This is a genomic window from Rhizobium ecuadorense, assembly GCF_001187535.1.
In the GTDB taxonomy this organism is placed as follows: Bacteria; Pseudomonadota; Alphaproteobacteria; order Rhizobiales; family Rhizobiaceae; genus Rhizobium; species Rhizobium ecuadorense.
On the sequence record NZ_LFIO01000381.1, the window covers coordinates 248093 to 272002 of the forward strand.

21 protein-coding genes are annotated in these 23910 nt (G+C 62.3%); 11 read left to right on the top strand and 10 right to left on the bottom strand.

Going from position 1 to position 23910, the window contains the following annotated elements; genetic code table 11:
• Window positions 1-2: 2 nt before the first annotated feature.
• Window positions 3-911, bottom strand: coding sequence for a DMT family transporter (locus AF337_RS09430; RefSeq protein WP_049731951.1), 909 nt, complete (start codon window positions 909-911; stop codon window positions 3-5).
• 342 nt (window positions 912-1253) lie between these two features.
• Here AF337_RS09430 and AF337_RS09435 point away from each other — a divergent pair, with 342 nt between their 5' ends.
• Window positions 1254-2021 carry an SDR family oxidoreductase gene (locus tag AF337_RS09435; RefSeq protein WP_049731952.1) on the top strand — a complete coding sequence of 256 codons (768 nt, stop codon included), beginning with the start codon at window positions 1254-1256 and terminating at the stop codon, window positions 2019-2021.
• 213 nt (window positions 2022-2234) lie between these two features.
• On the opposite strand, the gene AF337_RS09440 is transcribed toward AF337_RS09435, so the two are convergent.
• Window positions 2235-2897 (bottom strand): GntR family transcriptional regulator, encoded by a 663-nt coding sequence (locus tag AF337_RS09440; RefSeq protein ID WP_049731953.1) that lies wholly within the window; start codon window positions 2895-2897, stop codon window positions 2235-2237.
• 417 nt (window positions 2898-3314) lie between these two features.
• Here AF337_RS09440 and AF337_RS09445 point away from each other — a divergent pair, with 417 nt between their 5' ends.
• The 5 genes from AF337_RS09445 (at window position 3315) to AF337_RS09465 (ending at window position 9694) form a co-directional block, all read left to right on the top strand.
• Window positions 3315-4571 (top strand): NRAMP family divalent metal transporter, encoded by a 1257-nt coding sequence (locus AF337_RS09445; protein ID WP_049731954.1) that lies wholly within the window; start codon window positions 3315-3317, stop codon window positions 4569-4571.
• Between the two features lie 124 nt (window positions 4572-4695).
• Window positions 4696-5460, top strand: coding sequence for a LamB/YcsF family protein (locus tag AF337_RS09450; protein WP_049731955.1), 765 nt, complete (start codon window positions 4696-4698; stop codon window positions 5458-5460).
• Window positions 5461-5480: 20 nt separating this feature from the next.
• The gene (locus tag AF337_RS09455) at window positions 5481-6287 is read left to right on the top strand and encodes a putative hydro-lyase (protein ID WP_049731956.1); all 807 of its coding nucleotides are present in this window, start codon (window positions 5481-5483) and stop codon (window positions 6285-6287) included.
• A gap of 7 nt (window positions 6288-6294) precedes the next feature.
• Window positions 6295-7926, top strand: a complete 1632-nt coding sequence (locus AF337_RS09460; RefSeq protein WP_049731957.1) for a 5-oxoprolinase subunit B/C family protein — start codon at window positions 6295-6297, stop codon at window positions 7924-7926.
• 10 nt (window positions 7927-7936) lie between these two features.
• Window positions 7937-9694 (top strand): acetyl/propionyl/methylcrotonyl-CoA carboxylase subunit alpha, encoded by a 1758-nt coding sequence (locus AF337_RS09465; RefSeq protein WP_049731958.1) that lies wholly within the window; start codon window positions 7937-7939, stop codon window positions 9692-9694.
• Here AF337_RS09465 and AF337_RS09470 read toward each other — a convergent pair.
• The 5 genes from AF337_RS09470 to AF337_RS09490 all read right to left on the bottom strand — a co-directional run bounded on the left by AF337_RS09470 (window position 9684) and on the right by AF337_RS09490 (window position 15039).
• Entirely contained in the window at window positions 9684-10466 is a 783-nt protein-coding gene (locus AF337_RS09470; protein ID WP_049731959.1) for a glucose 1-dehydrogenase, read from the bottom strand. The genes AF337_RS09465 and AF337_RS09470 overlap by 11 nt on opposite strands.
• Window positions 10467-10695: 229 nt before the next feature.
• On the bottom strand, window positions 10696-11484 hold the full coding sequence (locus tag AF337_RS09475) for an SDR family oxidoreductase (RefSeq protein ID WP_049731960.1): 789 nt from the start codon (window positions 11482-11484) through the stop codon (window positions 10696-10698).
• A 22-nt stretch (window positions 11485-11506) separates the two neighbouring features.
• Entirely contained in the window at window positions 11507-12985 is a 1479-nt protein-coding gene (locus tag AF337_RS09480; RefSeq protein WP_049731961.1) for a sugar ABC transporter ATP-binding protein, read from the bottom strand.
• Between the two features lie 28 nt (window positions 12986-13013).
• Window positions 13014-13943, bottom strand: a complete 930-nt coding sequence (locus tag AF337_RS09485) for a sugar ABC transporter substrate-binding protein (protein WP_003540275.1) — start codon at window positions 13941-13943, stop codon at window positions 13014-13016.
• Between the two features lie 115 nt (window positions 13944-14058).
• Window positions 14059-15039 (bottom strand): ABC transporter permease, encoded by a 981-nt coding sequence (locus tag AF337_RS09490; protein ID WP_049731962.1) that lies wholly within the window; start codon window positions 15037-15039, stop codon window positions 14059-14061.
• 211 nt (window positions 15040-15250) lie between these two features.
• On the opposite strand from AF337_RS09490, the gene AF337_RS09495 reads away from it, so the two are divergent.
• From AF337_RS09495 to AF337_RS09510, 4 genes are all read left to right on the top strand, one after another.
• Window positions 15251-16060: a transketolase gene (locus AF337_RS09495; RefSeq protein WP_049732045.1), complete on the top strand. Its 810-nt coding sequence runs from the start codon at window positions 15251-15253 to the stop codon at window positions 16058-16060.
• Entirely contained in the window at window positions 16060-17016 is a 957-nt protein-coding gene (locus tag AF337_RS09500; RefSeq protein WP_049731963.1) for a transketolase family protein, read from the top strand. Before AF337_RS09495 ends, AF337_RS09500 begins: the two co-directional genes overlap by 1 nt.
• 69 nt (window positions 17017-17085) lie before the next feature.
• A complete protein-coding gene (locus tag AF337_RS09505; RefSeq protein WP_049731964.1) occupies window positions 17086-18552 on the top strand; it encodes an FGGY family carbohydrate kinase in 1467 nt (488 codons plus the stop codon).
• Between the two features lie 21 nt (window positions 18553-18573).
• Window positions 18574-19524 carry a sugar-binding transcriptional regulator gene (locus AF337_RS09510; protein WP_049731965.1) on the top strand — a complete coding sequence of 317 codons (951 nt, stop codon included), beginning with the start codon at window positions 18574-18576 and terminating at the stop codon, window positions 19522-19524.
• A 348-nt stretch (window positions 19525-19872) separates the two neighbouring features.
• Here AF337_RS09510 and AF337_RS09515 read toward each other — a convergent pair whose 3' ends face one another.
• From AF337_RS09515 to AF337_RS09525, 3 genes are read right to left on the bottom strand one after another with little or no spacing between them, the layout of a single operon-like run.
• On the bottom strand, window positions 19873-20625 hold the full coding sequence (locus AF337_RS09515) for an ABC transporter ATP-binding protein (protein WP_049731966.1): 753 nt from the start codon (window positions 20623-20625) through the stop codon (window positions 19873-19875).
• Entirely contained in the window at window positions 20619-21689 is a 1071-nt protein-coding gene (locus AF337_RS09520) for a FecCD family ABC transporter permease (protein ID WP_049731967.1), read from the bottom strand. The genes AF337_RS09515 and AF337_RS09520 overlap by 7 nt, the downstream gene beginning before the upstream one ends.
• Before the next feature lie 6 nt (window positions 21690-21695).
• The gene (locus tag AF337_RS09525) at window positions 21696-22832 is read right to left on the bottom strand and encodes an ABC transporter substrate-binding protein (RefSeq protein WP_049731968.1); all 1137 of its coding nucleotides are present in this window, start codon (window positions 22830-22832) and stop codon (window positions 21696-21698) included.
• Between the two features lie 115 nt (window positions 22833-22947).
• Here AF337_RS09525 and AF337_RS09530 point away from each other — a divergent pair, with 115 nt between their 5' ends.
• Window positions 22948-23733, top strand: a complete 786-nt coding sequence (locus tag AF337_RS09530) for a class I SAM-dependent methyltransferase (RefSeq protein ID WP_049731969.1) — start codon at window positions 22948-22950, stop codon at window positions 23731-23733.
• The last annotated feature ends 177 nt before the right edge of the window (window positions 23734-23910 follow it).

The window sequence follows — 23910 nt, forward strand, 5'->3', positions numbered from 1 at the left end:
CCTCAAACCGGTGAGCGCGGCGCGGATTCCTGCGCGATCGGCGGCACGCGGCGCTTGGCTTCACGATAGAACGTATAGAGGCCGGAAGCGATGACGATCGCAGCTCCGAGCAGCGTCCAGTTGTCGGGCACTTCGGCGAAGAAGAAAAAGCCGAGCAGCGAGGAAAAGATAAGGCTGGTATAGCGGAATGGTGCGACGAAGGAGATTTCGCCGGTGCGCATGGCGAGGATCACCGACTGATAGCCGACGAGCACCAGCACCGAGGCGAGCAGGAGATGTCCGAGCGACGTGGCGCTAACCGGCTGCCAGCCGCCGAGCACCGGGAGGAGCAAAGCGCCGAAGACGGAGATGGAGACGGCGGTGATGACGGTGATCATCAGCGAGGGAATCTCCGGATCGATCGAGCGGGTGGCGAGATCGCGGCCGGCCGTCGTCAGCACCGCGCCGACGCAGAGCAGGGCGGCGGCGGTGAAACCTTCCGGTCCGGGGCGGATGATGATCATCACTCCGACGAGGCCGACTGTTATCGCCGACCAGCGCCGCCAGCCGACGGGCTCGCGGAAAAAGAGCGCAGCGCCGAAGGTGACGACCAGCGGCAGCGATTGCAGGATCGCCGAGGCATTGGCGATCGGCATCATCCCGAGCGCGGTGATATAGGTGACGGCGGATAACATCTCGCAGATGATGCGGAGAATGATGATCGGCTTAAGCACGAGGCGCCAGGAGCGCAGCGCGCCCATTTTCCTGGCGATCAGATAAACGAGCAGGCTGGTGAAGAGGCCACGCAGGAACATGATCTCGCCGGCATTCATATAGGCGACCACCGATTTGGAGAGAGCATCGCTCGCGGAAAAGCCGGCCATCGCCATGCTCATATAGATGGCGCCCTCAGTATTGCGTGACCGCGGCATGAAGAGATTCCCTTTACCTGTGCGCCCCTTCTTAGTCGGGAAGATACATGAAGGGAATCGGATGAATGTCACACCCGGGATAAATCGATGACGCACCGCACAATGGTGCTGACGCTGGGGTAGGTGTGTGTTTGGGACACCCAGCAAGTCAGCGTTTTACAATGCAAATTCCGATATTTCCAACGCGTCGATCGAGACTTCCGACCTCCTTCGGCGATGAAGCTAATCACTGGCCGAGATCATCGGTCATAGGCGTTTTTCGTTTGTCCGCGCGGGAAACGGGTGGCTGCATCGCCGGATGTTTGCGATCCCGGATGCCTCGACAACTGAGGAGAAACGGACATGGCACTTCTGAACGACAAGGTCGCGATCATCACCGGCGCAAGCTCCGGCATCGGCCGCGCGGCGGCGAAACTTTTTGCGCGGGAGGGTGCGAAGCTGGTGGTCACCGGTCGGCGACAGGCGGCGCTTGATGCCGTCGTCGGCGAAATCGAGGCGGAGGGCGGGCAGGCCGTCGCCATATCGGGCGATGTCCGGGACGAGACGCTGCAGGCAAGGCTCGTCGAGACTGCGGTCTCACGCTTTGGCCGGCTCGACATAGGTTTCAACAATGCCGGCATCCTCGGCGAGATGGGGCCGGTCGCCGGGCTGTCGCTCGAGGGTTGGCGCGAAACGATCGAGACCAATCTCACCGCCGCCTTCGTCGGCGCCAAACACCAGTCGGCGGCGATGGGAAAAGGCGGCGGGTCGCTGATCTTCACCTCCACTTTCGTCGGCCACACCGCCGGCATGCCTGGGATGGCCGCCTATGCGGCTGGTAAGGCGGGGCTTATCGGCTTCGTGCAGGTGCTCGCCGCCGAACTCGGCCGGCAGAACATCCGCGTCAACGCGCTGCTGCCCGGCGGCACCGATACGCCGGCTGCGATCACCAACGCGCCCGATGCGACGCCGGAACTGCTCGCTTTTGTGGAGGGGCTGCACGCGCTGAAGCGCATGGCCCAGCCGGAAGAGATCGCCAATGCGGCGTTGTTCCTGGCCTCCGACATGTCGAGTTTCGTGACCGGGACCGCGATGCTCGCCGACGGCGGGGTTTCAATCAGCCGGACGTAGGATGGGTGAGGGCGGGATCGGCAGGCTAAAGCGCGTCGCGATCTTTCAGATTCGCTTGTCACGCTTTAGGTCTCTGTTTTTAGCATGTCTTTATCGCAAACCGCTGCACCGTTTTGCGAGACATGCTCCATGGTCGCGGACCTGTTGAAATCCATCCGCCACCGATGCGCCGCGGGCCTATGCGGCATCGAGAGGCGCGGCCCCGCGTGCGGTTCATTCGGCGCCGGCAATGCGTGAGAAAGCGGCGAGAACAGTGCGCTCAGACTGCATCAGATACACCTCAAGTGCCGCTGAGGCTTCGGCCGTCATCCCTGCCTCAAGCTTTTCAAGGATCGCCGCATTGAGGTCGACGTAAGGAGCGTGCAACAGCTCGGGCTCGGAAAGCAGGCCGAAGCTGAGTCGCAGCTCTGCGGCGATCTGCGCATAAAAGATGTTCAGACGGTGACTGTCGGCGAGATCTACGATCGCCGCGTGAAAGACCATGTTCTCACTGCCGACCATGCCCCAGTCCTTGGCCTCGCGCGCGAGCTTGGCACGCGTGACGGCCGCGCGCATGCGTGCCACCGCCGGATGGTTGGGATACGCCTTGGCGAGCGCCTGGCATTCGATCACACGGCGCACGCGATAGATGTCGATGATCGAGGCCATACTGGGTGTGGCGACAAAAACGCCGCGATTCGGCTCGTGCCGCAAGAGCCCCTCTTTTGTCAGGAGGCGGAATGCCTCACGCAAAGAGTTGCGCGATACATCCAGGCCTGCACTTAGCGCTGTCTCGGAAAGGCGCTGGCCCGGCTTCAATTCGCCAGCAATCAGTTTGTCGCGGATTTCCTCCGCCAGCCGCGACGCAAGCGCCGATGTGATATTTTGTTCGACCATCAAAGCCCCTAATGCACAGGCACGGATGAAACGTCCGCGCTCTTGCGCATCGATATAGCGGTTTGCATCTCCGGGAGCCATAAGAGGAGTGGCTTGACCACGCGGGCCGGGTCAACGCTAGGCGCCGTACATGGCCCCCCGGGCAGACAGGAAACGAAAAGTCCGCAACCGCTTCCTTATCGTTGATGCACAAAAGGAGGCAAGCGCCACTTCGGAATTGGCAGCACTTGCAACAATCAAGGACATCGCGCCCAAGTGAGTTGATTGCCGCCGAATTTTGGTCGCCTGGTAGAACGATATAGAAAAATCGTTGAACAATCTTGACAGGATTGTAAAACATGTCACCGTGATGCCTGTCAACAAACCTAGGCGGGCCCGCCGAGATTTCGGCGGCGATCTGCACATAAGGAGGGGTTCATGGAACAGTCAGCCATTTCAATTGCAGCCGCTGCGCCGGCGCAGATGTCGGCCAAGTCGCGCCGCGCTGCGCTGATGGCGGCCATCTTCCTGATGGCCACGTCTGCCATCGGTCCGGGCTTCATCACCCAGACGGCGACGTTCACAACAAAACTCGGTGCGGCCTTCGCCTTCGCGATCCTTGCCTCTATCCTGATCGATTTCGTCGTTCAGCTGAACATCTGGCGGATCGTGACGCTGACGAAGATGCGGGCTTCCGATCTCGCCAATGCGGCCCTCCCGGGCTCCGGCTATCTGCTCGCAATTCTCGTCATCGTCGGCGGATTGTTCTTCAACATCGGCAACATCGGGGGCACAGGCCTCGGCATCAATGCGATGATCGGCCTTGATCCCAAGCTTGGCGGGGCGATCAGCGCGCTGCTTTCGATCGGCATCTTCCTGTCGAAGCGTGCCGGCATGGCGGTCGATCGCTTCATTATCCTGGCCGGTATCCTGATGATCGCCTTGACAGTCTATGTCGCCTTCGCCTCGGCTCCGCCAGTTGGCGACGCGCTGTTCCAGACCTTTCTGCCGTCCACCATCGATTTCGCCACCATCACCACCATCGTCGGCGGCACGGTCGGGGGCTACATCACCTATTCCGGCGCACACCGACTGCTCGACAAGGGCACGGTCGGCATCGAGAATCTCGGTGCGATCAACCGTGCAGCGCTGACCGGCATCGCCGTCACCGGCCTGATGCGCTACGTGCTTTTCCTGGCCGTCCTCGGCGTGGTTGCGGGCGGGGCGGCCATCGATGTTTCCGGCGCAGGTGCGAATCCGGCTGCTCAGGCTTTCCAGGCCGCGGCTGGCAACATTGGCCTGCGCATCTTCGGCGTCATCCTCTGGGCCGCCGCGATCACATCTGTGATCGGCGCCGCTTACACCTCGGTCTCCTTCATCACCATTTTCAAGAAAGACATCACCGAGCGGGCCCGCAACATCGCGACTGTCATCTTCATTGCCGTGTCGCTGTTCTTCTACGTGATCATCACCACGCCGCCGGCACAGATGCTGGTCTTCGTCGGGGGGCTGAACGGATTGATCCTGCCGATCGGCCTGTCGATCTTCATCTATGCGGCCTGGGCTCGGTCCGACCTGATGGGAGGCTATCGCTATCCGCGTTGGCTGCTGTTGCTCGGCGTCATGGTCTGCGCACTGACCTGGTACATGGGCTACAAGTCGATCGGCCCGATCTTCGCGCTGCTTGCCGCGTAACGGCAGGACGAGGAAAGGTGCGGGCGCGTTTGCGCCCGGCCCCGCTCTGACTTTCAGAATTGATCACGCTTTCGGTTCGCGACAGCCCGGCCTACATCGTTCGTTATTCACAGGGAGATCTGACATGACTGCCATCGATTTGAACAGCGATCTCGGCGAGAGCTACGGCGCCTGGGGCATGGGCGACGACGCCGCTATGCTGGCCATCGTCTCCAGCGCCAATATCGCCTGCGGCTTCCATGCCGGCGATCCGCTCGGCATTCTGAAGACTGTCAAAGCCGCCGCTGTCCGGGGCGTTTCGATCGGAGCCCATGTTTCCTATCCCGACCGCGTCGGCTTCGGACGGCGCGACATGGACGTCACGAGTGCGGAGCTGACGGCCGACGTTATCTATCAAATCGGTGCGCTGAAGGGCGTTGCCGCAGCCGCCGGTGTAACCGTCGGTTACGTCAAGCCGCACGGCGCTCTCTATAACCGCATTGCCCATGATCCGAAGCAGGGTCAGGCGGTGATCGACGCCATCAGGGCGGTCGATCCGGATCTCGTGCTGATGGGCCTGGCCGGTGCACCCATCCTCAAACTCGCGCACAAATCCGGCCTCAAGACGGTGGCCGAGGCCTTCGCCGACCGCGCCTATACGCCCGGCGGGGAACTCGTTTCGCGTCGGGAACCGGGCGCAGTTCTGCACGACGCAAACGCGATCGCCCGTCGCATGCTGCAGCTTGCTCACGAGGGTACGATCGAAGCGACCGACGGCTCGACCATCAAGGTCGATGCTCAGTCGATCTGCGTCCATGGCGACAGCCCCGGTGCCGTGGCGATCGCCCAGGCAATTCGCCAGGCCTTTGAGACCGACGGGATCACCGTTCGCTCGTTCCTGGCGGCATAAGCAAATATCGGGAGGAAACCATGATTGCGATTGAGAACCTCGGCCACATCGATGCCGAAGCGGCGCGCCTCGCGCGTCGGCGCTATCGGGCCGGCAGTGCCGAGCCGACGTCGGGTGTGGCGCCGGGATTTACCCAGGCAAACATGATCGTCCTGCCGCGCGACTGGGCCTTCGATTTCCTGCTCTTTGCGCAGCGCAATCCGAAGGCCTGTCCGTTGCTCGACGTTTCCGATCCCTGCTCGCACATGACGCTTCTGGCTCCAGGGGCCGATCTTCGCACGGATCTGCCGCTCTATCGCATTTGGCGCGACGGCAGGCTCGCCGAGGAAATCGCGGATGCGACGAGGGCCTGGGCGGAACATGCCGATCTCGTCAGCTTCCTCATCGGTTGCAGCTTCACCTTCGAAACGTCGATGGTCGAGGCGGGCATCGAGATCCGGCATATCACCGATAAGTCGAACGTTCCGATGTATCTGACCAACCGTGCCTGCCGCCCGGCAGGCCGGCTGCGCGGCAACATGGTCGTGTCGATGCGGCCGATCAAGGCGAGCCGCGTTGCCGATGCCGCGACGATCTCCGGCCGCTTCCCGGCGGTGCATGGCGCGCCCATCCATATCGGTGCGCCGGAAGAGATCGGCATCCGGGACCTGTCGAAGCCGGAATTCGGCGATCCGGTGCGTATCGAGCCTGGTGAAATCCCGGTGTTCTGGGCCTGCGGTGTGACCCCGCAGGCCGCCGTGATGGCATCCGGCGTGCCCTTTGCCATCACCCACGCGCCGGGGCATATGTTCATTACCGACATTCCCGACACCGCCTATCACGCCTGAGGATCCGATGCGTTTCCTGCCCGTCAACCTGACGACCCTTTTGGTCGAACTCGACGATCTCGACCAGACGCTGGCACTGTTTGCTTCGCTCGAAACCGATCCGGTGGAGGGCATCGAAGACATAGTGCCGGCCGCCCGCACGCTGATGATCGGCTTTCGCGCAGAAAAGCTCACCGCGGAACGGCTCGCCGGCGAGATCGCCATCCGCGACCTTTCGGCCCGCATCGCGCCGTCCGACCAGTTCGTCGAAATCCCGGTTCACTATGACGGCGAAGACCTTGCCGATGTGGCGCAACTGACCGGTCTGGCAGTCGAAGAGGTCATCCGTCGTCACACCGAGAGCACCTTCACCGTTGCCTTCTGTGGCTTTGCCCCCGGTTTCGGTTATCTTGTCGGTGGTGATCCCGCGCTGCAGGTGCCGCGGCGCCAAAGCCCGCGGACCCGGATTCCGGCGGGTTCGGTCGCCCTTGCCGGCGCCTTTTCCGGCGTCTATCCGCAGGCAAGTCCCGGCGGCTGGCAGATCATCGGCACGACGCCGGAAAAAATGTGGGACCTGTCGCGCGATCCGCCGGCCTTGTTCCAACCCGGCTACCGCGTCCGCTTCTTCGATCTCGAAAAGCGGCCGGTTGCGGTTTCCACTCCGGCGACGAAGGTCGTGGATCCGGGCCCGGCCGAGTTCACCGGCGAGGCCGTGACACTAAAGGTCCTGGCCGCACCCATGCCGGCACTGTTCCAGGATCTCGGCCGCTTCGGCCAGACCGGCCAGGGCGTGTCCTCATCAGGGGCGCTCGATCAAGGGGCACTCAAGGCCGCCAACCGCATCGTCGGCAACGCTGCCGGCACCCCCTGCCTCGAAATCATCCTCGGCGGCTTTTCATTCGAAGTGTCGGGCCGGGCGGTGATGGCACTCACCGGCGCGCCCTGTCCCATATCCATCCGCGATGCCCAGGGGCGCACCATCGCCGTCGAAACCTATCGGCCTATCTCGCTGGAGCCCGGCGACGTGGTGACCCTTGGTCATGCGCCGTGCGGCATGCGAAGCTATGTTTCGATCCGCGGCGGCCTCTGCGTCGGGCCGGTGCTCGGCAGCGCCTCGACCGATACGCTTGCCGTCGTCGGTCCGGACCCGGTCACTACGGGAACGATTTTGACAGTGAAAACGGCGGTGCAGTCTCTTGACAGCGTATCGCTTTCCGAAGCGCCGGCATTCGCGTTTCCGGCTTCCGGCGAGATCGTGACGCTCGACGTGATCATGGGACCGCGCAGCGACTGGTTCACCGAGGCGGGCATCGCCAGTCTCTCGGGTCAACTCTGGCAGGTGACGCCGCAGTCCAACCGCGTCGGCATCCGTCTTTCCGGCGACACAGCGCTCGAGCGCAAGGACAAGGCGGAACTGCCGAGCGAGGGAACGGCGACCGGCGCGATCCAGGTGCCGCATAGCGGCCAGCCGGTGCTTTTCCTTGCGGATCATCCGATGACCGGCGGTTACCCGGTCATCGGCACTGTCGCCGAATATCATCTCGATCTCGCCGGGCAGATCCCGGTCAATGCCCGGATATGCTTCCGGCCCGTGACGAAGTTTGCCGAAGTTCGGCCGCCCGTGCAGGACACCGAAGCGATGGCGCCCAGAAATAAGTGAGGAGACATCCATGCAGAAAGTCCTGATCGCCAACCGGGGCGAGATTGCGGTGCGCATCATCCGGGCCTGCCGCGATCACGGCCTGCAATCGGTCGCCGTCTATGCCGATCCGGACATGGATGCGCTCTTCGTCAAGCTAGCGGACCAAGCCTACGGGCTTCCCGGCAGCCGTCCGGCGGAAACCTATCTCGATATCGACAAACTGATCGGCATTGCCAAGCGTTCGGGCGCCGATGCCGTTCATCCCGGCTACGGGTTCCTGTCCGAGCGTGCCGAGTTCGCCCGAGCCGTGATCGATGCGGGCCTCATCTGGATCGGACCGGACCCGCATGTCATCGAAGCGCTTGGCGACAAGGTCGAGGCCCGGCGCATTGCGCTAAGTGTCGGCGCGCCTCTCGTCGTCGGCAGTGACGGTCCGGTCGAGACCGCCGCGGAAGTCACCGCCTTTGCTGAGAAACACGGCCTGCCCGTTGCCATCAAGGCGGCGCATGGGGGTGGCGGACGCGGCCTGAAGGTTGCCTTGAAGATGGAGGAGGTGGCGGAACTCTACGAATCCGCCGTGCGCGAGGCCAAGGCCGCCTTCGGCCGCGGCGAGTGTTTCCTCGAACGTTTCCTCGATCGTCCGCGCCACATCGAGGCGCAGGTGCTGGCTGACAAGCATGGCAATGTGCTCGTTCTCGGCACCCGTGACTGCTCGCTACAGCGGCGCAACCAGAAGCTCGTCGAGGAGGCGCCGGCACCGTTTCTGACCGACGCTCAGCGCCAGTCGATCCACGACGCCGCGAAGAAGATCTGTGCGGCGGCCGGCTACTCGGGCGCTGGAACGGTCGAGTTCCTGCTCGGCGTCGACGGCACGATCTCCTTCCTCGAAGTGAACACGCGCCTTCAGGTCGAGCATCCGGTCACCGAGGAGACGACCGGCATCGATCTCGTGATCGAGCAGTTCCGCATCGCCGATGGCCTGCCGCTGCGCATCACCGAAACGCCTACCCCGCGTGGCCACTCGATCGAGTTCCGTATCAACGCCGAAGATCCGGGCCGTGGCTTCCTGCCGACACCCGGTGCGATCACTGTTTTCGACGCACCCTCCGGTCCCGGCATCCGTCTCGACACCGGCGTCGGCGTGGGTTCGACCGTTCCCGGCACCTTCGATTCCCTGATGGCGAAGCTGATCGTCACGGGCAGTACACGTGAGGAGGCGTTGAGACGCGCCCGCCGCGCCCTGAAGGAGTTCCGGATCGAGGGCGTCGCAACGGTCCTTCCGTTCCACCGCGCCGCGATCGAGGCCGACGAATTTATCGGGGAGACGGGATTCACGGTGCACACGCGCTGGATCGAGACCGGATTCGCCGATCGGCTTTCGGCCGTCGCCCGACCCGAGCCGGTTGCCGACGGCGACCTGATCCGCACCCACGTCGAAATCGACGGCAAGCGACATGAACTCGGCATTCCCGCGGCTCTTCTTGCCGGTCTCGGCAAACTTGCGGGCGCGGGTAACGGAGGTGCGACATCACCAAAGACCGAAGACGCAGCGACCATAACCGCACCGATTTCCGGCACGCTGCAGGCTTTCAAGGTCGAAGATGGCGCGGAGGTTGTTGCCGGTGACTTCATCGCCGTCATGGAGGCGATGAAGATGGAAACCCAGGTCACGGCATCGCGGGCAGGCAAGATTCGGATCAAGGCAGAGGTTGGCGCATATCTCCAGGCCGGAGCGGAAATCGCCCGCTTCGAGGACCCGCTGTTCTCTGCTCCGCCTATGACATGATCAACCCGCCATCGACATTGATCGTCTGGCCGGTGATGTAGGCGGCGTCATCGCTGGCGAGGAAGGTGACCAGGCCGGCGACGTCCTCGCCGGAGCCGGCGCGTTTCATCGGGATGCCTTCGACCCATTCCTTCATCAGTTCGCCGGGGGCGTAGCTGCCCAGCAGCTTGCCCCAGGCCTGGTCGTTATAGGCCCACATGTCGGTCTCGATGATGCCGGGGCAGAAGGCGTTGACGGTGATGTTTTCGGTCGCGACTTCCTTGGCCAGGCTCTGGGTGATGCCGACCACGCCCATTTTCGAGGCGGCGTAGTGCGGCGTGAAAATGAAGCCGTCGCGGGCCTGGCCGGAGGCGGTGTTGATGATGCGGCCGCCGCGCTTGTGCTTGCGCATGCGCGATATCGCCTCCTGGGCGCAGAGGAAGACGCCCTTGGTGTTGACGGCCATGACCTTGTCCCACTCGTTCTCCGTCAGGTCCTCGACGCGGGCGATGGTGATGACGCCGGCATTCTGGATCGAGACGTCGACAGAGCCAAATTCCGCCTCGGCCGCATCGTAGAGGGCGATGACGCTTGTTTTGTCGGTAACGTCGCCGATGAAGGAGATCGCCTTGCCGCCTTCGGCCCGGATCTGCTCGGCAACGCCGTGGACCAGATCCTCGTTGGCCGAAACGACAAGATTGGCGCCTTCGCGGGCAAAACGCCTGGCGATCGCCGCGCCGATGCCGCGGCTGCTTCCGGTAATGACGACCGTCTTTTGCTCAAAGCGTTTCATGCTCTTTCCTTCCCGGTATCCTGATATAAACGGCAAATCTGCGCGCGACCTACCGTGCGATCATTGTTGAAGCTCAAGCGGCTGCGACAGCCGTTCGATCAGCGCGAAGGGCGGGCAGGCGGCGATATTGCGCCGTCTTGCCCGTTGGTCCCTTCAGCGCCTCGGTCTCAGCCAGGGAGGAAGCGAGACCGGTTCATTTTCTGTTGCCGGCAATGCGTCTTCTTATCCATCACCAGCAGCAGAAACCGCCGTCGACGAGAAGATCGACGCCGGTGACGAAACTTGCCGCATTCGACAGCAGGAACACCGCCGGACCGACCATTTCGTCGACCGCTGCCATGCGCTGCATCGGCGTCTGCTCCTCGAAAAGCTTGGTCTGATGAACCATCTCCGGACGGGTGTTCATCGGCGTTGCCGTATATCCGGGGGAGATGGTGTTGACGCGAATGCCGCGGTCGACCCATTCCATCGCCATAGACTTCGACATGTGGATCACGCCCGCCTTGGAGGCGTTGTAATGCGCCTGGCTCAGCCCCCGGTTGACGATCACGCCCGACATGGAAGCGATGTTGACGATGGAGCCGCGTCCATTCTTCAGCATGGCGCGGGCCTCGGCCTGGCAGGAAAGAAAGATGCCTTTGAGGTTGATATCCATCAACGTCTGGTATTGATCCTCTTCCATCTCTTCGGCCGCGTTCGCATTGGCGATGCCTGCGGCGTTGACGGCCAGCGTCAAGGCGCCGAGGTCCGCTTCGGTCCGTGCGACTGCTTCTCCGAGGGAAGACTTGCTCGTCACGTCAGCTGCGATCTCGATCGCGCGGCGGCCGGCGGCGCGGATATGTTCAGCCGTATTGGCCAGTCCGTCATCGGTCCGGCGGTCGAGCAGGGCCACGTCGGCGCCGCATTGCGCAAGGCCGATGGCAATGCGCTGCCCAATGCCGCTCCCGGCGCCGGTGACGATGGCAACCTGGCCGCTGAGATCGAAAAGCTTCGGGGCGTTCAGAGTGATGTCGGACACCGCTCTTCCTTTCTCTGTCTGTTTAGATGGTAGCCAGTTCCATGACCGAAACGTCATTGGCCTGGTCACGATTGAGAATCCCCGCCTGCTTGCCTTGCGCAAGCACGAGAATGCGATTGGAGACGCCGAGAACTTCCTCGAGGTCCGAGCTTACGACGATGACCGCGACGCCCTGTTTGGCGAGATTGACGATGATGTCGTAGATGCCCGCGCGGGCGCCAACATCGATGCCTCTCGTCGGTTCGTCGAGCACGACGACCTTGGGATCGCGCATGAGCCATTTGGCGATCACGACCTTCTGCTGGTTGCCGCCTGATAGGTCCGAGGCGTACTGCTCGGCACGGCCCTTGACGCCGAATTTGGCAACGGCCTTTTCCGCAAAGGAGCGCTTGATGCGCGGTGTGATCCAGCCGCCGCCCAGCTTGTCGAGATTGGCGTAGATAATGTTCTCGCTGATCCGGTGCCCGACGATCAGGCCTTGCTCCTTGCGGTCTTCCGGAACCATCACGATCCCCCTGGCGATGGCGTCCGCCGGGTCGCGCAGTCTGAGTTCCTCGCCTTCCAGCTTGATCGAACCAGCACTGATCGCATCGGCGCCCGAAATCGCCCGCACCAGTTCGGTGCGGCCGGCGCCGACCAGCCCGGCGATGCCGAGAATTTCGCCGGCCCGCACCTCGAAGGTAACGTCACGGAACGAGTCGTCCGGCGAGCTTAGCCCGGACACTTCAAGCACCGGACGATCTGTCGGAACGGGCAGAGTGGGGAACAAACGGTCAAGCGGGCGTCCGACCATGCTCTCGACAATCGTTCGCACCGGGGTCGCGCTGTCGGAGAATTCCTGCACGCGCTCGCCGTCGCGAAGAACGACGATGCGGTCGGTGATCTGCTTGATCTCTTCCATTCGGTGGGAAATGTAGACGATGCCGACGCCTTCCGAGCGAAGCTTGCGAACCTGTTCGAAGAGAGCTTCCGTCTCCGCGCCGCCAAGGGCGGCTGTCGGCTCATCGAGGATCAGCAGCTTTGCGTTGAGAGCCAGCGCCTTGGCGATCTCGATGAGCTGCTGATTTGCCGTGGAAAGGCCGGCAACCTTCCGCGTCGCGGGTATGTGAAGGTTCAAGCGAGCGAGTTGGTCCTGGGCTCGGCGAACCATCTGGGCACGGTCGACGGCGCCGTTCTTCATCGGCCAGCGTCCGATGAAGACGTTTTCCGCGATAGACAGCTGCGGCAGAAGCTGCAGCTCCTGATGGATCAGGACGACGCCCTTGTCGATGGCTTCCCTCGGGGTGGCCGGGGCATAAGGCTGCCCCAGCCATGTCATGGATCCTTCGGAGGGCGTGCGTGAGCCGGCGATGATGCCCGACAGTGTCGACTTGCCCGCTCCGTTTTCACCGAGAAGTGCAACGACTTCGCCCGGATAGACGTCCAAGCTGACATCCTTCAGAACCTGGAGCGGCCCATACCACTTGGATATGCCCCTCAGGGAAAGAACGGGATCAGTCACGGCACACCTCCTCAAGACCTCAACTTTATCAGGGATGGTTGGCGATGAAGCCTGCCACGTTTTCCTTGGTGGTCAGCGTGGCATCCAGGAGCTGGACCGGCGGCACCTTTTCTCCGGCGACAAGCTTGGCGGCATTTTCAACCGCATCGCGGCCCATCTTCTGCGTCTGCTGCGTCGCCGTCACGTTGAAGACGCCCTTGCTGAGGGCTTCGAGTGCCGCGGTGTCGCCATCGAAACCGCCAACCACGATCTTCTGCGACGGATTGGCGACCTTGATCGCCTGGGCAGCGCCAAGGGCGAGACCGTCGGCCTGTGCAAAGACGATCGAAACATCAGGGTTTGCCTGCAGCATGTTCTGCATGATCTGGAAGCCTTCGTCCTGGCTCCAGATGTTCGAGAACTGCTCGGCGACAACCTTCACGTCAGGATAGGCCTTGAGGGATTCAGCGCAGCCCTTCGAGCGATCGACTTCCGGCGTCGTGCCCTTCTGGCCGTGGATGATGACCATCTTCCCCTTGCCGCCGGCTTCCTTCAGAATGTAGTCGCAGACCGCCTTGGCTGAGGCGACGGAATCCGTTGCGAGGAAGGTATCGCCCGGTGCACCCTCGGCGTTGCGGTCGACGTTGACGACCGGGATGCCGGCGCTCTTGGCCAGCTTGACCGGAACGGTCGCAGCCGCTGCACCTGCCGGAATGTAGATCAGCGCGTCGATTTTCTGGGTCAGAAGATCCTGGATCTGGTTGACCTGCGTCGGTCCGTCGCCCTTTGCGTCGACCGTGATGACTTCGATGCCGCGCTTCTTGGCTTCGGCCTCGACCGATTGCTTGATCTGGTTGAAGAAGTTTGCCTGAAGATTGGCGACGGCCAGGCCGAGCTTCTTCAGTTCCGCCGCGTGCACGGGGCCGAGCATGAGACCGAGCAGTGCAGCAGATGCGAGCATGGTGCGCGCTATTTTCATTGTATTTCCTCCGTTGTTGATGGAACCCTCGGGTATGTCCTCCCCCTCGGGGTATTGATCCGCCCCCAATTTCGGGGCGGAATTTTGGGGCCGCCAACGCGGCGGACCCTGCTCGTCAGGCGCGACGCCGACGAATGGTCTCCGCGCCGACCGCGAGCACGATGACGATGCCGATGATCACCTGCTGCAGGAACGGCGAGACGTTGAGAAGATTGAGCCCGTTGCGAAGCACGCCGATGATGAGAACACCGATCAGTGTTCCTCCGATACCGCCCGCGCCGCCGGAGAGCGAAGTTCCGCCGATGACGACCGCGGCGATGGTGTCCAGTTCATAGCCGAGACCGCTGGACGGTTGGACGGAATCCAGCCGGGCGGCGAGTACGATGCCTGCGAGCCCCGCAAGCACTGAACTTACGACGTAGACGCCAATCGTCACGAGCGGGACGTTGATACCCGCAAGGCGCGCGACTTCCGGATTTCCTCCGACCGCGTAGAGCATGCGACCTTCGGACCGGAAGTGCAGGAAAAGCCACGCCGCAAGAACAACAGCAAGCATGAGAAACACGGTGGCGGTCAACACGCCGAAATGGCGATCGATTGCCAGCATCATGAACCAGTCAGGGAATCCAACGATCTGCTGGCCGTCCGTGATCATATTGGCGACGCCGCGAGCTGCGGACATCATCGCAAGCGTGGCAATAAAGGCTGGAACCCTGAACTGCGTCACCAGAAGCCCGACGATCAGCCCCGAAACCCCCGATGCGACCAGAGCAAAAGCGATCGCGACGGGCAGCGGCAGGCCGGCGACATTGGCGGTCCAGCCCATGACCATCATCGCCAGGGCAAGTGCCGAGCCGACGGAGAGATCGATGCCGCCGATCAGGATGACGAAGGTCATTCCAACCGCCATGATGCCGAGAACGGTGATCTGGTCGAGGATGTTGAGGCCGTTTCGAACCGAAAGAAACGTGTCCGTGCTGAGGCTCAGAAAGACGCAGAGCGCAAGCAGTCCCACGAGCGGGCCGGTAGCTCCCTTGAGCTTGCCGAGCCAGGCGCCGGACGAAAGCCTGTGTTCATTGATATCGAGCGCCACCATTGCTCCTCCCTATGCTTAGGCCTGTATCCGATATTCGTTCAGGTGAGAATAAATATTCATGCCTGCTGGAAAATTCATTAACAACTTGCTTTCCGGCTGTCAACAAGATTTCGTTGGATGGATGTTCGAGGTAGTTGGTATAAAGGGGTTGACTAATCGGCTTCTTGTGCAAAAATATTGAATAGTGAATATTTATGCACACGAGGAATCGATGGATACGACAGAACTTGAGCGCATCGCCCGCGAGATCCGATTGCGCGATCTCCAGGCGGTCTTTGAAGCGGGCGCCGGCCATATTGGCGGGGAGATGTCGGTCATCGACATTTTGACGGCGCTCTATTTTCGTGTCCTGAATGTCTGGCCGGATGAGCCGAGACATCCCGACCGCGACAGGTTCGTTCTTTCAAAGGGGCATACGGCATGCGCTCTGTATGTGACGCTCGCAAAACGCGGCTTCATCCCGGAGGAGGAGATTTCCACCTTCTTGCAGCCGCATTCGAGGTTGAACGGGCATCCGAATTGCAACAAGGTTCCCGGCGTCGAAACGAATACCGGGCCGCTCGGCCACGGTCTTCCGGTCGCAGTCGGAATGGCGAAAGCCGCCAAGCTGTCAGGCGCCGGATATTACACCTATGTCGTCACCGGCGACGGTGAGATGCAGGAGGGCTCCAACTGGGAGGCGATCATGGCGGCCGCGCAGTTCAAGCTCGATAACTTGACGCTGGTGATCGACCACAACAGGTTCCAGCAGGGGGCGGCGCTTTCGGAAACCAACGATCTCGCCCCGCTTCGTCCGAAGCTCGAGGCCTTCGATTGGGAGGTCACCGAGATCAACGGCAACATAATGAGCGAGATCGTTCCGGCGCTCGAACACCGGGGATCGAGACCGCATTGCATCGTTGCCCATACCAACAAGGGCCATGGAATTTCGTTCATGCAGGACCGGGTCGACTGGCACCACAAGGTGCCCAATAGGGAACAATACGAAATCGCAGTGGCAGAATTGTCGGAGGCACTCTAATGAACGCGCCAGTAAACCCACCCAAGCTCCACGATTGCCGCGACGCCTTTGCTTCCACGCTCGAGCGGCTGGCAGCTGAAAACGAAACGATCGTTGCCGTCTGCAACGACTCCGTCGGCTCCTCCAAGCTCGGCGGTTTCAAGTCGAAGTTCGGAGAGCGCCTCGTCAACGTCGGCATTGCCGAGCAGAACATGGTCGGCGTTGGAGCGGGCCTTGCCAATGGCGGGCGTCTTCCATTCGTGTGCGCCGCTGCCCCGTTTCTCACGGGGCGGTCGCTGGAGCAGATCAAGGCCGATATTTCCTACTCGAATGCCAACGTCAAACTTGTGGGTATTTCTTCCGGAATGGCATATGGCGAGCTCGGCCCGACGCATCACTCGATCGAAGATTTCGCCTGGCTGCGGGTCCTGCCCAATCTCCCGGTCATTGCGCCCTGCGACCGCATCGAAACCGCTGCCGCCGTTGCGTGGGCCGCGACTTACAACGGGCCCTGTTTCCTGCGTCTGTCTCGCGTCGGCGTGCCCGATCTGCTTCCGGAGGGTCATAGGTTCGAACTTGGCAAGGCAAATCTCCTTCGCCAGGGTTCCGACGTCACCCTTATCGCCAACGGCACTTTGACCCATCGTATCGTGAAGGCGGCCGAAATCCTCGCAGCCCGCGGCATCGATGCCAGGGTTCTCAACCTCGCAACGGTTCGTCCGATCGACGAAGAGGCCATCATCGCCGCGGCGAGGGAAACCGGAGCGATCGTCACGGCCGAAGAGCATTCGATCTTCGGCGGGCTCGGTTCCGCGGTCGCCGAAGTGGTGGTCGACAATGCTCCGGTGCCGATGAAACGTCTCGGCGTTCCCGGCGTCTATGCCCCCACAGGTTCGGCAGAGTTCCTGCTCGACGAATACGGGATGGCGCCGTCGGCAATCGCCGACGCTGCACAGGCGCTGATCAAGCGCAAGTAACTGGGGATCGCGTGAAGCGGCCGGGGTGCATTTTGCCACTGCGGCCGCCACCTGATCTGGGAGGATGGAATGCGGGCAATTCTGGCAATCGACCAGGGCACGACCAATTCAAAGGCAGTTCTCGTTTCCGAAAAGGGAGAAATCGTCGGAAGGGGTTCGGCTCCTGTCGGCATCTCCTATCCGAAGCCGGGCTGGGTCGAACAAGACCCGCGCCGGCTCTACGCATCGGTCTGCGAAGCGATCGACGCCTGCCTGAAGGCCAGCCCGGCTGTGGTGATCGAGGCGGTCGCCATTTCCAACCAGCGCGAGTCCGTCACCGCCTGGGACGCCGAAACGGGAGAGCCGCTCGGACCGGTGGTCAGCTGGCAGTGCCGTCGAACGGCGCAGGATTGCGAACGTCTGATTGCCGAAGGCCGCCTTGACCGGGTGCAGGCGCTGACCGGTCTGCCACTGGATCCGATGTTCCCAGGTTCGAAATTCCGATGGCTGCTCGACCGGATTCCTGCCGGGCGATCGGTGCGGCTCGGAACGATCGACAGCTGGCTCGTCCACTGCCTGACGGGCGGGCGCCGGCATGTATGCGACGCGTCCAATGCCGCCAGGAGCCAGCTGTTCGATCTCCAGGAGCAGAGATGGAGCGAGGAGCTTGGCGCGATCTTCGGCGTCGATATCGCGCTGCTGCCCGAGGTGCTCGACAGCTCCGCCGATTTCGGCAGAACGCAAGGATTGCCGGGAGTGGCGGACGGCACGCCCATCATGGCCGCGATCGGCGACAGCCACGCAGCCCTGTTCGGCCATGGAGCCTTCAAGCCGGGCGACGGCAAGGTGACCTTCGGAACCGGCTCTTCTATCATGACGACGCTGCCGCAATTCATCGCCCCGCGCAACGGCGTCACAACCACCGTCGCATGGCGTATCGGGGGAAAGCCGACTTTCGCGTTCGAAGGCAATATTCTGGTTTGCGCCGCCAGCCTGCCCTGGATGGCGGATATTCTCGGCCTTGCGGATGTGGCGGCCCTTGTCGAACTTGCGGCGAGTGCTGCGCCTGGAGGACCCGGTTTCGTGCCGGCCTTCGTCGGACTGGGCGCGCCTTACTGGCATTCCGACGCCCGCGCCCTGTTCTCCCAGATCAACTTCAACACGACACGGGCGCAAATGGCGCGGTCGGTCACCGACTCCATCGCCTTCCAGGTGCATGACGTGATCGCGGCCATGCGGGCACAGAGCGGCGGCGCGCTTGGGGCGCTCTATGTGGATGGGGGCCCGAGCCAGAACCGCTTCCTGATGCAGTGCGTCGCCGACCTCATCCAACATCCCGTGATCCAATGCGAGGCACCCGAGGCGTCGGCTTTGGGCGCCGCCTATCTGGCGGGGCTGTCCCTCGGCTTGTGGAGCGATCTCCACATGGTCGCGGGCTTGCCGAGAAACACCCAAACCATTGGGCCGCAACCCGTGGATCGCGCAGCACTTCTCCACACTTGGAATGATGCGCTCGCCCGCTCGACGTCCCGCGAAACACAGGCTAAAGGTGAATAAAAATTCACTCTGGGATTAGCGATGACTCGCCTCAATGAACTCCGCCTCATTTCAAGGGTCGCCCAGATGTACCACATCGAGGGGCGGCGGCAGGCGGAGATCGCAGAGCACCTTCGCCTGTCGCAGGCGACGGTGTCGCGCATGCTCAAGCGTGCCGAGGCTGAAGATATCGTGCGAACCAGCGTCATCCCTCCCGTCGGTACCTACAGCGAACTCGAGAGCGCGCTTCGCGAAAAATACGATCTGCCGGAGGCGATCGTCGTCGAGTGCACGGAAGACCGGGACGGCGCCATCATGGCCCGTATCGGCGAGGCGGCGGCGCATCTCCTGGAGGTGACGCTTGCGCCAGGAGAGATCATCGGCGTTTCGAGCTGGAGCCAGACCATTTTCAAGATGGTCGAAAACATTCATCCTTCGAAGAGCGCTCAGGTGAAATACGTCGTCCAGACCCTTGGCGGCATGGGCGATCCTTCGGTGCAGACGCACGCGACGCAGCTGACCACGCGGCTTGCACGGCTGACCGGCGCCGAGCCGAAACTGCTCCCCGTGCAGGGCGTGACGACGTCGAGGGAGGCAAAGCTTCTGATGCAGGCCGACCCTTTCGTCCGCGAGACGATGGATCTGTTCGGCAGCATCACGCTGGCGATCGTCGGCATCGGAGCCGTCGAGCCCTCCGAACTTCTCGCTCGATCCGGCAACATCTTTTCGTCTCGGGAACTCTCCGATCTCGCGGAAGCGGGCGCCGTCGGCGACATTTCGCTTCGCTTCTTCGATAAGAACGGCAAGCCGGTGAAGACGCCCCTGGATGACCGGGTCATAGGGCTTCCGCTCGAGGATCTCGAACGGGTGGACCGGGTCATTGCACTGGCCGGCGGGTCCAAGAAGACCGACGCTATCGCAGGCGCGCTGCGCGTCGGGGTGATCGATATGTTGGTTACGGACAAGTTTACGGCGCAGCGATTGATCGATTGATGAGATAGCGGCAGCCTCCACGGGTCCTCATCCTTGTGATCCGCAGGATCGCCTCGAAGGATGCTGCCGCAACGTGGCCTATGTCGTTACTCAAGATGTTTGCGCCTGGGGTGGGAGCGCCCGCCTCGTCCTTCGAGGCTTCGCCCTACGGGCTACTTGCCCCAGGATGAGGCTCTCTTGGGCGTTGCCATCTTAGGCTGAGGCGTTTTCGGGCGTTTCTCAGGTGCGGCGCGCTCGGGTGTTGGCACTTCAGGCTGAGGCTTTCCTGGGTGTTGACGCCTCAGAATGCGGCTTTCATGGGCCATGGCGCTTCAGGATGCGCTTTCTTTCGCGTTGGCCCTGCCAGCCTCAATGCGCCGTCCCATCCACGATCACATGATCGTATTCCAGCGAGCATTTCTCGATCCGGGCTTCGACCCTGTAGATTTCCCGCAGCATCTCGGCGGTAACGACATCTCTTGGCGCGCCGCAGGCGCGCATGCGGCCGTTGGCGATGACCAGGACCTTGTCGGCGAAGCGCAGCGCCTGGTTGAGGTCGTGGATGGCGATGAGCACGATCATGCCTTTGGCGCGGGCCTGGCGGCGCATGAAGTCGAGGACTTCGACCTGGCGGTGGAGGTCGAGCGCGCTTGTGGGTTCGTCCATCAGCATGATTTCGGGCTCGCGGACGAGCGCCTGGGCGATCGAGACGAGCTGGCGCTGGCCGCCTGAGAGCGCGCCGAGATCGCGGAAGGCCAGGGCGGTGATATCGAGCGCTGCCATGATGTCGTCGATGAAATACAGGTCGCCATCGCCGACGGCCCAGGACTGGCCCTGCTTGCGGGCGAGCAGGATGGATTCGTAGACGGTCAGGACCGCATTGGCGGAGGTATCCTGCGGCATGTAGCTGATGGCGTTCTTCGCCTTCGAGCCTTCGACGACGACATCGCCTGGACCCTTGAGCAGGCCGGTGATGCGCTTGAAGAGCGTCGATTTGCCGGCAGCGTTCGGGCCGATCACGGCGACGACCTCGCCTGACTTCATCACCGGCGTCGTTACGTCTTCGACGAAGAGCTTGCGGCCGTGATAGGCGCCGACCGACTGCAATTGAAGCGCTACCAAGACCGGCTCCTGTTCGAGAGGATGAGCGAGAAGAAGAAGGGCACGCCAACCAGCGCGGTGATGATGCCGATCGGGAAGACGACGCCGGGGATGATCGACTTCGAGACGATCGAGGTCAGCGACAGCAGCAGCGCGCCCGAAAGGATAGAGCCCGGCAGGAAGAAGCGCTGATCCTCGCCGAGGATCATGCGGGCGATGTGCGGCCCGACGAGGCCGACGAAACCGATGGTGCCGACGAAGCTCACGGGGACTGCGGCCAGCAGCGAGACGACGAGCATGGTTTCCAGGCGGATGCGGCGGACATTGACGCCGAAGCTTGCGGCTTTGTCCTCGCCGAGGCGGATGGCGGTCAGTGCCCAGGCATTGCGGGCAAAGAGCGGCAGGGCAAGCAGCAGAATGGCAAGCGTCACCCAGATCTTCGGCCAGGTGGCTTTTGTGAGACTGCCCATCGTCCAGAAGACGACGGCCGATAGCGCCTGCTCGGAGGCGAGATATTGCAGGAAGGCGAGGGCCGCGTTGAAGGTGAAGACCAGAGCGATGCCGAGCAGCACCACCGTTTGCACCGAGACGCCGCGGGCCTGCGAGACGAAATGGATGAAGAGGGTGGCGATCAGCGCCATGATGAAGGCATTGACCGGCACCAGCAGGCCGGCGGCCACCGGCAGAAGCGGAACGCTGGTGACGATCGCCAGAGCCGCGCCAAAGCTTGCGGCCGCCGAGATGCCGAGCGTGAAGGGGCTGGCGAGCGGATTGGCGAGGATCGTCTGCATCTGCGCGCCGGCGACGGAGAGTGAGGCGCCGACGACGATCGCCATGACGGCGACCGGCATGCGGATGTCCCAGACGACGGCGCGGATCTGATCGGAAACCGAAGACGGGTCGAGGAGGGCGGAGACGACCTCACCGAGGCTGTAGCGGGCCGGTCCCCAGGCGAGATCGACGGCGAAGGACAGACATAGTGCTGCCGTCATGGCGAAAAGGATCAGCAGCTTGCGCCGGGCGAGGGCGCGGTAGCGCTCCCTCCCGGCTTCCACGTCTATCGAATGTGCGGCGATCTCGGCCATTGCGATTTACTGGCCGGCCTTGGCGTCGACCCAGTAACCCGGCTGATAGGCGACCGGCAGGAATTTCTCGTGGAATTCCTTGAAGGTGGCATCCGGGTCGAGATCGGCGAAGAGGTTCGGATGGAACCACTTTGCCAGCTGCTGGACGGCGACGAACTGATAGGGGCTGGTATAGAACTGGTGCCAGATCGCATGGACATTGCCGCCGGCCACCGCCTTGGAGCCGGTGAAGGCGGGGTTTTCCATCAGCGTGATCAATGCCTTGCGGCTGTCGCCGAGGGTGGCAGCGGCGTTCGGGCCGACATTGACGAAATCCTTGGCATCCTTGGTCTGGCTCCAGTTGGAGCCGGTGACGACGATGACCTCCGGATTGGAGGCGACGACCTGTTCGGCATTGATCGAGCCGGTATAACCGGGCAGGAAATCGGAGCCGAGATTGTGGCCGCCGGCCCAATCGACCATCATGCCGAAATTATCGGGGCCGAAGGTGCCGCAGCATTCCACCAGGCCGGCGGCGCGGTACATGAAGACATTCGGCTTCGGCGGATTGGCGGCCTTCAGCCTGTCGGTCACCCGCGCCATCTGCTCTTTCCAGTAGGCGGCGACGGCTTCGGCGCGATCCTCATGGCCGAAGAGCTGGCCGAGGATCTTCAGGCTCGGTTCGGTGTTGGCGAGGATGTGCTCGCGGAAATCGATATAGACGATCTTCACGCCGATGCCGTTCAGCATGTCTTCGAGTTTCACCTCGTCGGCGGCCGTCTTATTGCCGATCGGCAGCAGCAGCACATCCGGATGCAGCTTGACGACCGTCTCGGTCTGCAGCGTGCCGTCGGTCAAGTTGCCGAGGAAGGGCAGGTCCTTGCCCTTGGGAAACTTCTCGACATAGGCGTTGAAGCCGTCCTTGTCGGTGGTCCAGAGGTCGTTGCGCCAGCCGACGATCTTGGCGAAGGGATCTTCCTTCTCGATCGGCGCGACGGCGTAGAGCATGCGGCCTTCCCCAAGGATCACACGCTCGACCGGCTTGTCGAAGGCCACTTCGCGGCCCGCGACATCCTTGATGGTGAAGGATTGCGCCCAAGCCGAAAGCGGCATCAAGCCGGCAATCGCAGCTGCGGAGACTGCGAACATTTTTGCGAAATTCATCTGGAAATTCCCCTGACGTCTGAATAATGTCCGCAGGCATAAGAAATATGACTTTGTGAATCAAGTTATATGTTTTAGAGCATTTCCAAACTGATGTTATGCCGGGTCCCTCAAGATGAATTCCATGAATACAAACTACTCCATCCGCGACGAAATCCGCGATTTCTGGTCGGAACGGGCAGCAACCTTCGACCAGAGCGTCGGCCATGAAATCTTTTCGGAAGAAGAGCGAAAGGGCTGGCAGCGGCTGATCCGGAAGCATCTCGGCGAAGGCCAGGGGCGCCCGCTGCTCGATCTTGCCTGCGGTACGGCCGTCATTTCGCATCTGATGCATGATGTCGGTTTCAAGGTGACCGGCCTCGATTGGTCGGATGCAATGCTGGCGCAGGCGCGCGCCAAGGCGAAGAAGCGCGGCACCGATATCCGCTTCATCTCCGGCGACGCCGAAAACACCATGGAGCCGAAGGACAGCTACGACGCCATCACCAACCGGCATCTCGTCTGGACGCTGGTAGACCCGGCTTCGGCCTTCAAGGAATGGTTTTCGGTGCTGAAGCCGGGCGGTAAGGTGCTGATCGTCGACGGCAATATGGGCCGGGAAACCTGGGTGAAGAGCCTGCAGAAGTTTTGGACAAAGGTGACGGGCAAGCCGGCGGCAAGCCATATGTCACCGGAGATGATGGCGCGGCACCAGAAAATCCGCTCCCGCGTGCATTTCTCCCATGACATGCCGGCCGAAGCGGTGGTCGAGCTTCTCCGTCAGGCGGGTTTTGTGGACATCGTGGTCGACCGCAAGCTTGGCGATATTCACTGGGCGCAGGCGCGCAAGATGCCGTTCCTGCGCGGGCTGGAGCGGATGGTGCAGGAGCGGTTTGCGATTTGTGCGCGGAAGCCGGGGTGAGGGGGTTTTCCCTTCTCCCCAGCGGGGGTCCGAAGGACGGGCGAGACCTGTGGCTCGACCCGTCCTTCGGACCCCCGCTGGGGAGAAGAGGGAGTTTGCCGCACCGTATCCCGGCCCTTCGCTTGGGCTCAGGGCGTTCGACGCTGCGATCGATTCACTGGATCGATCGCTCCCGCT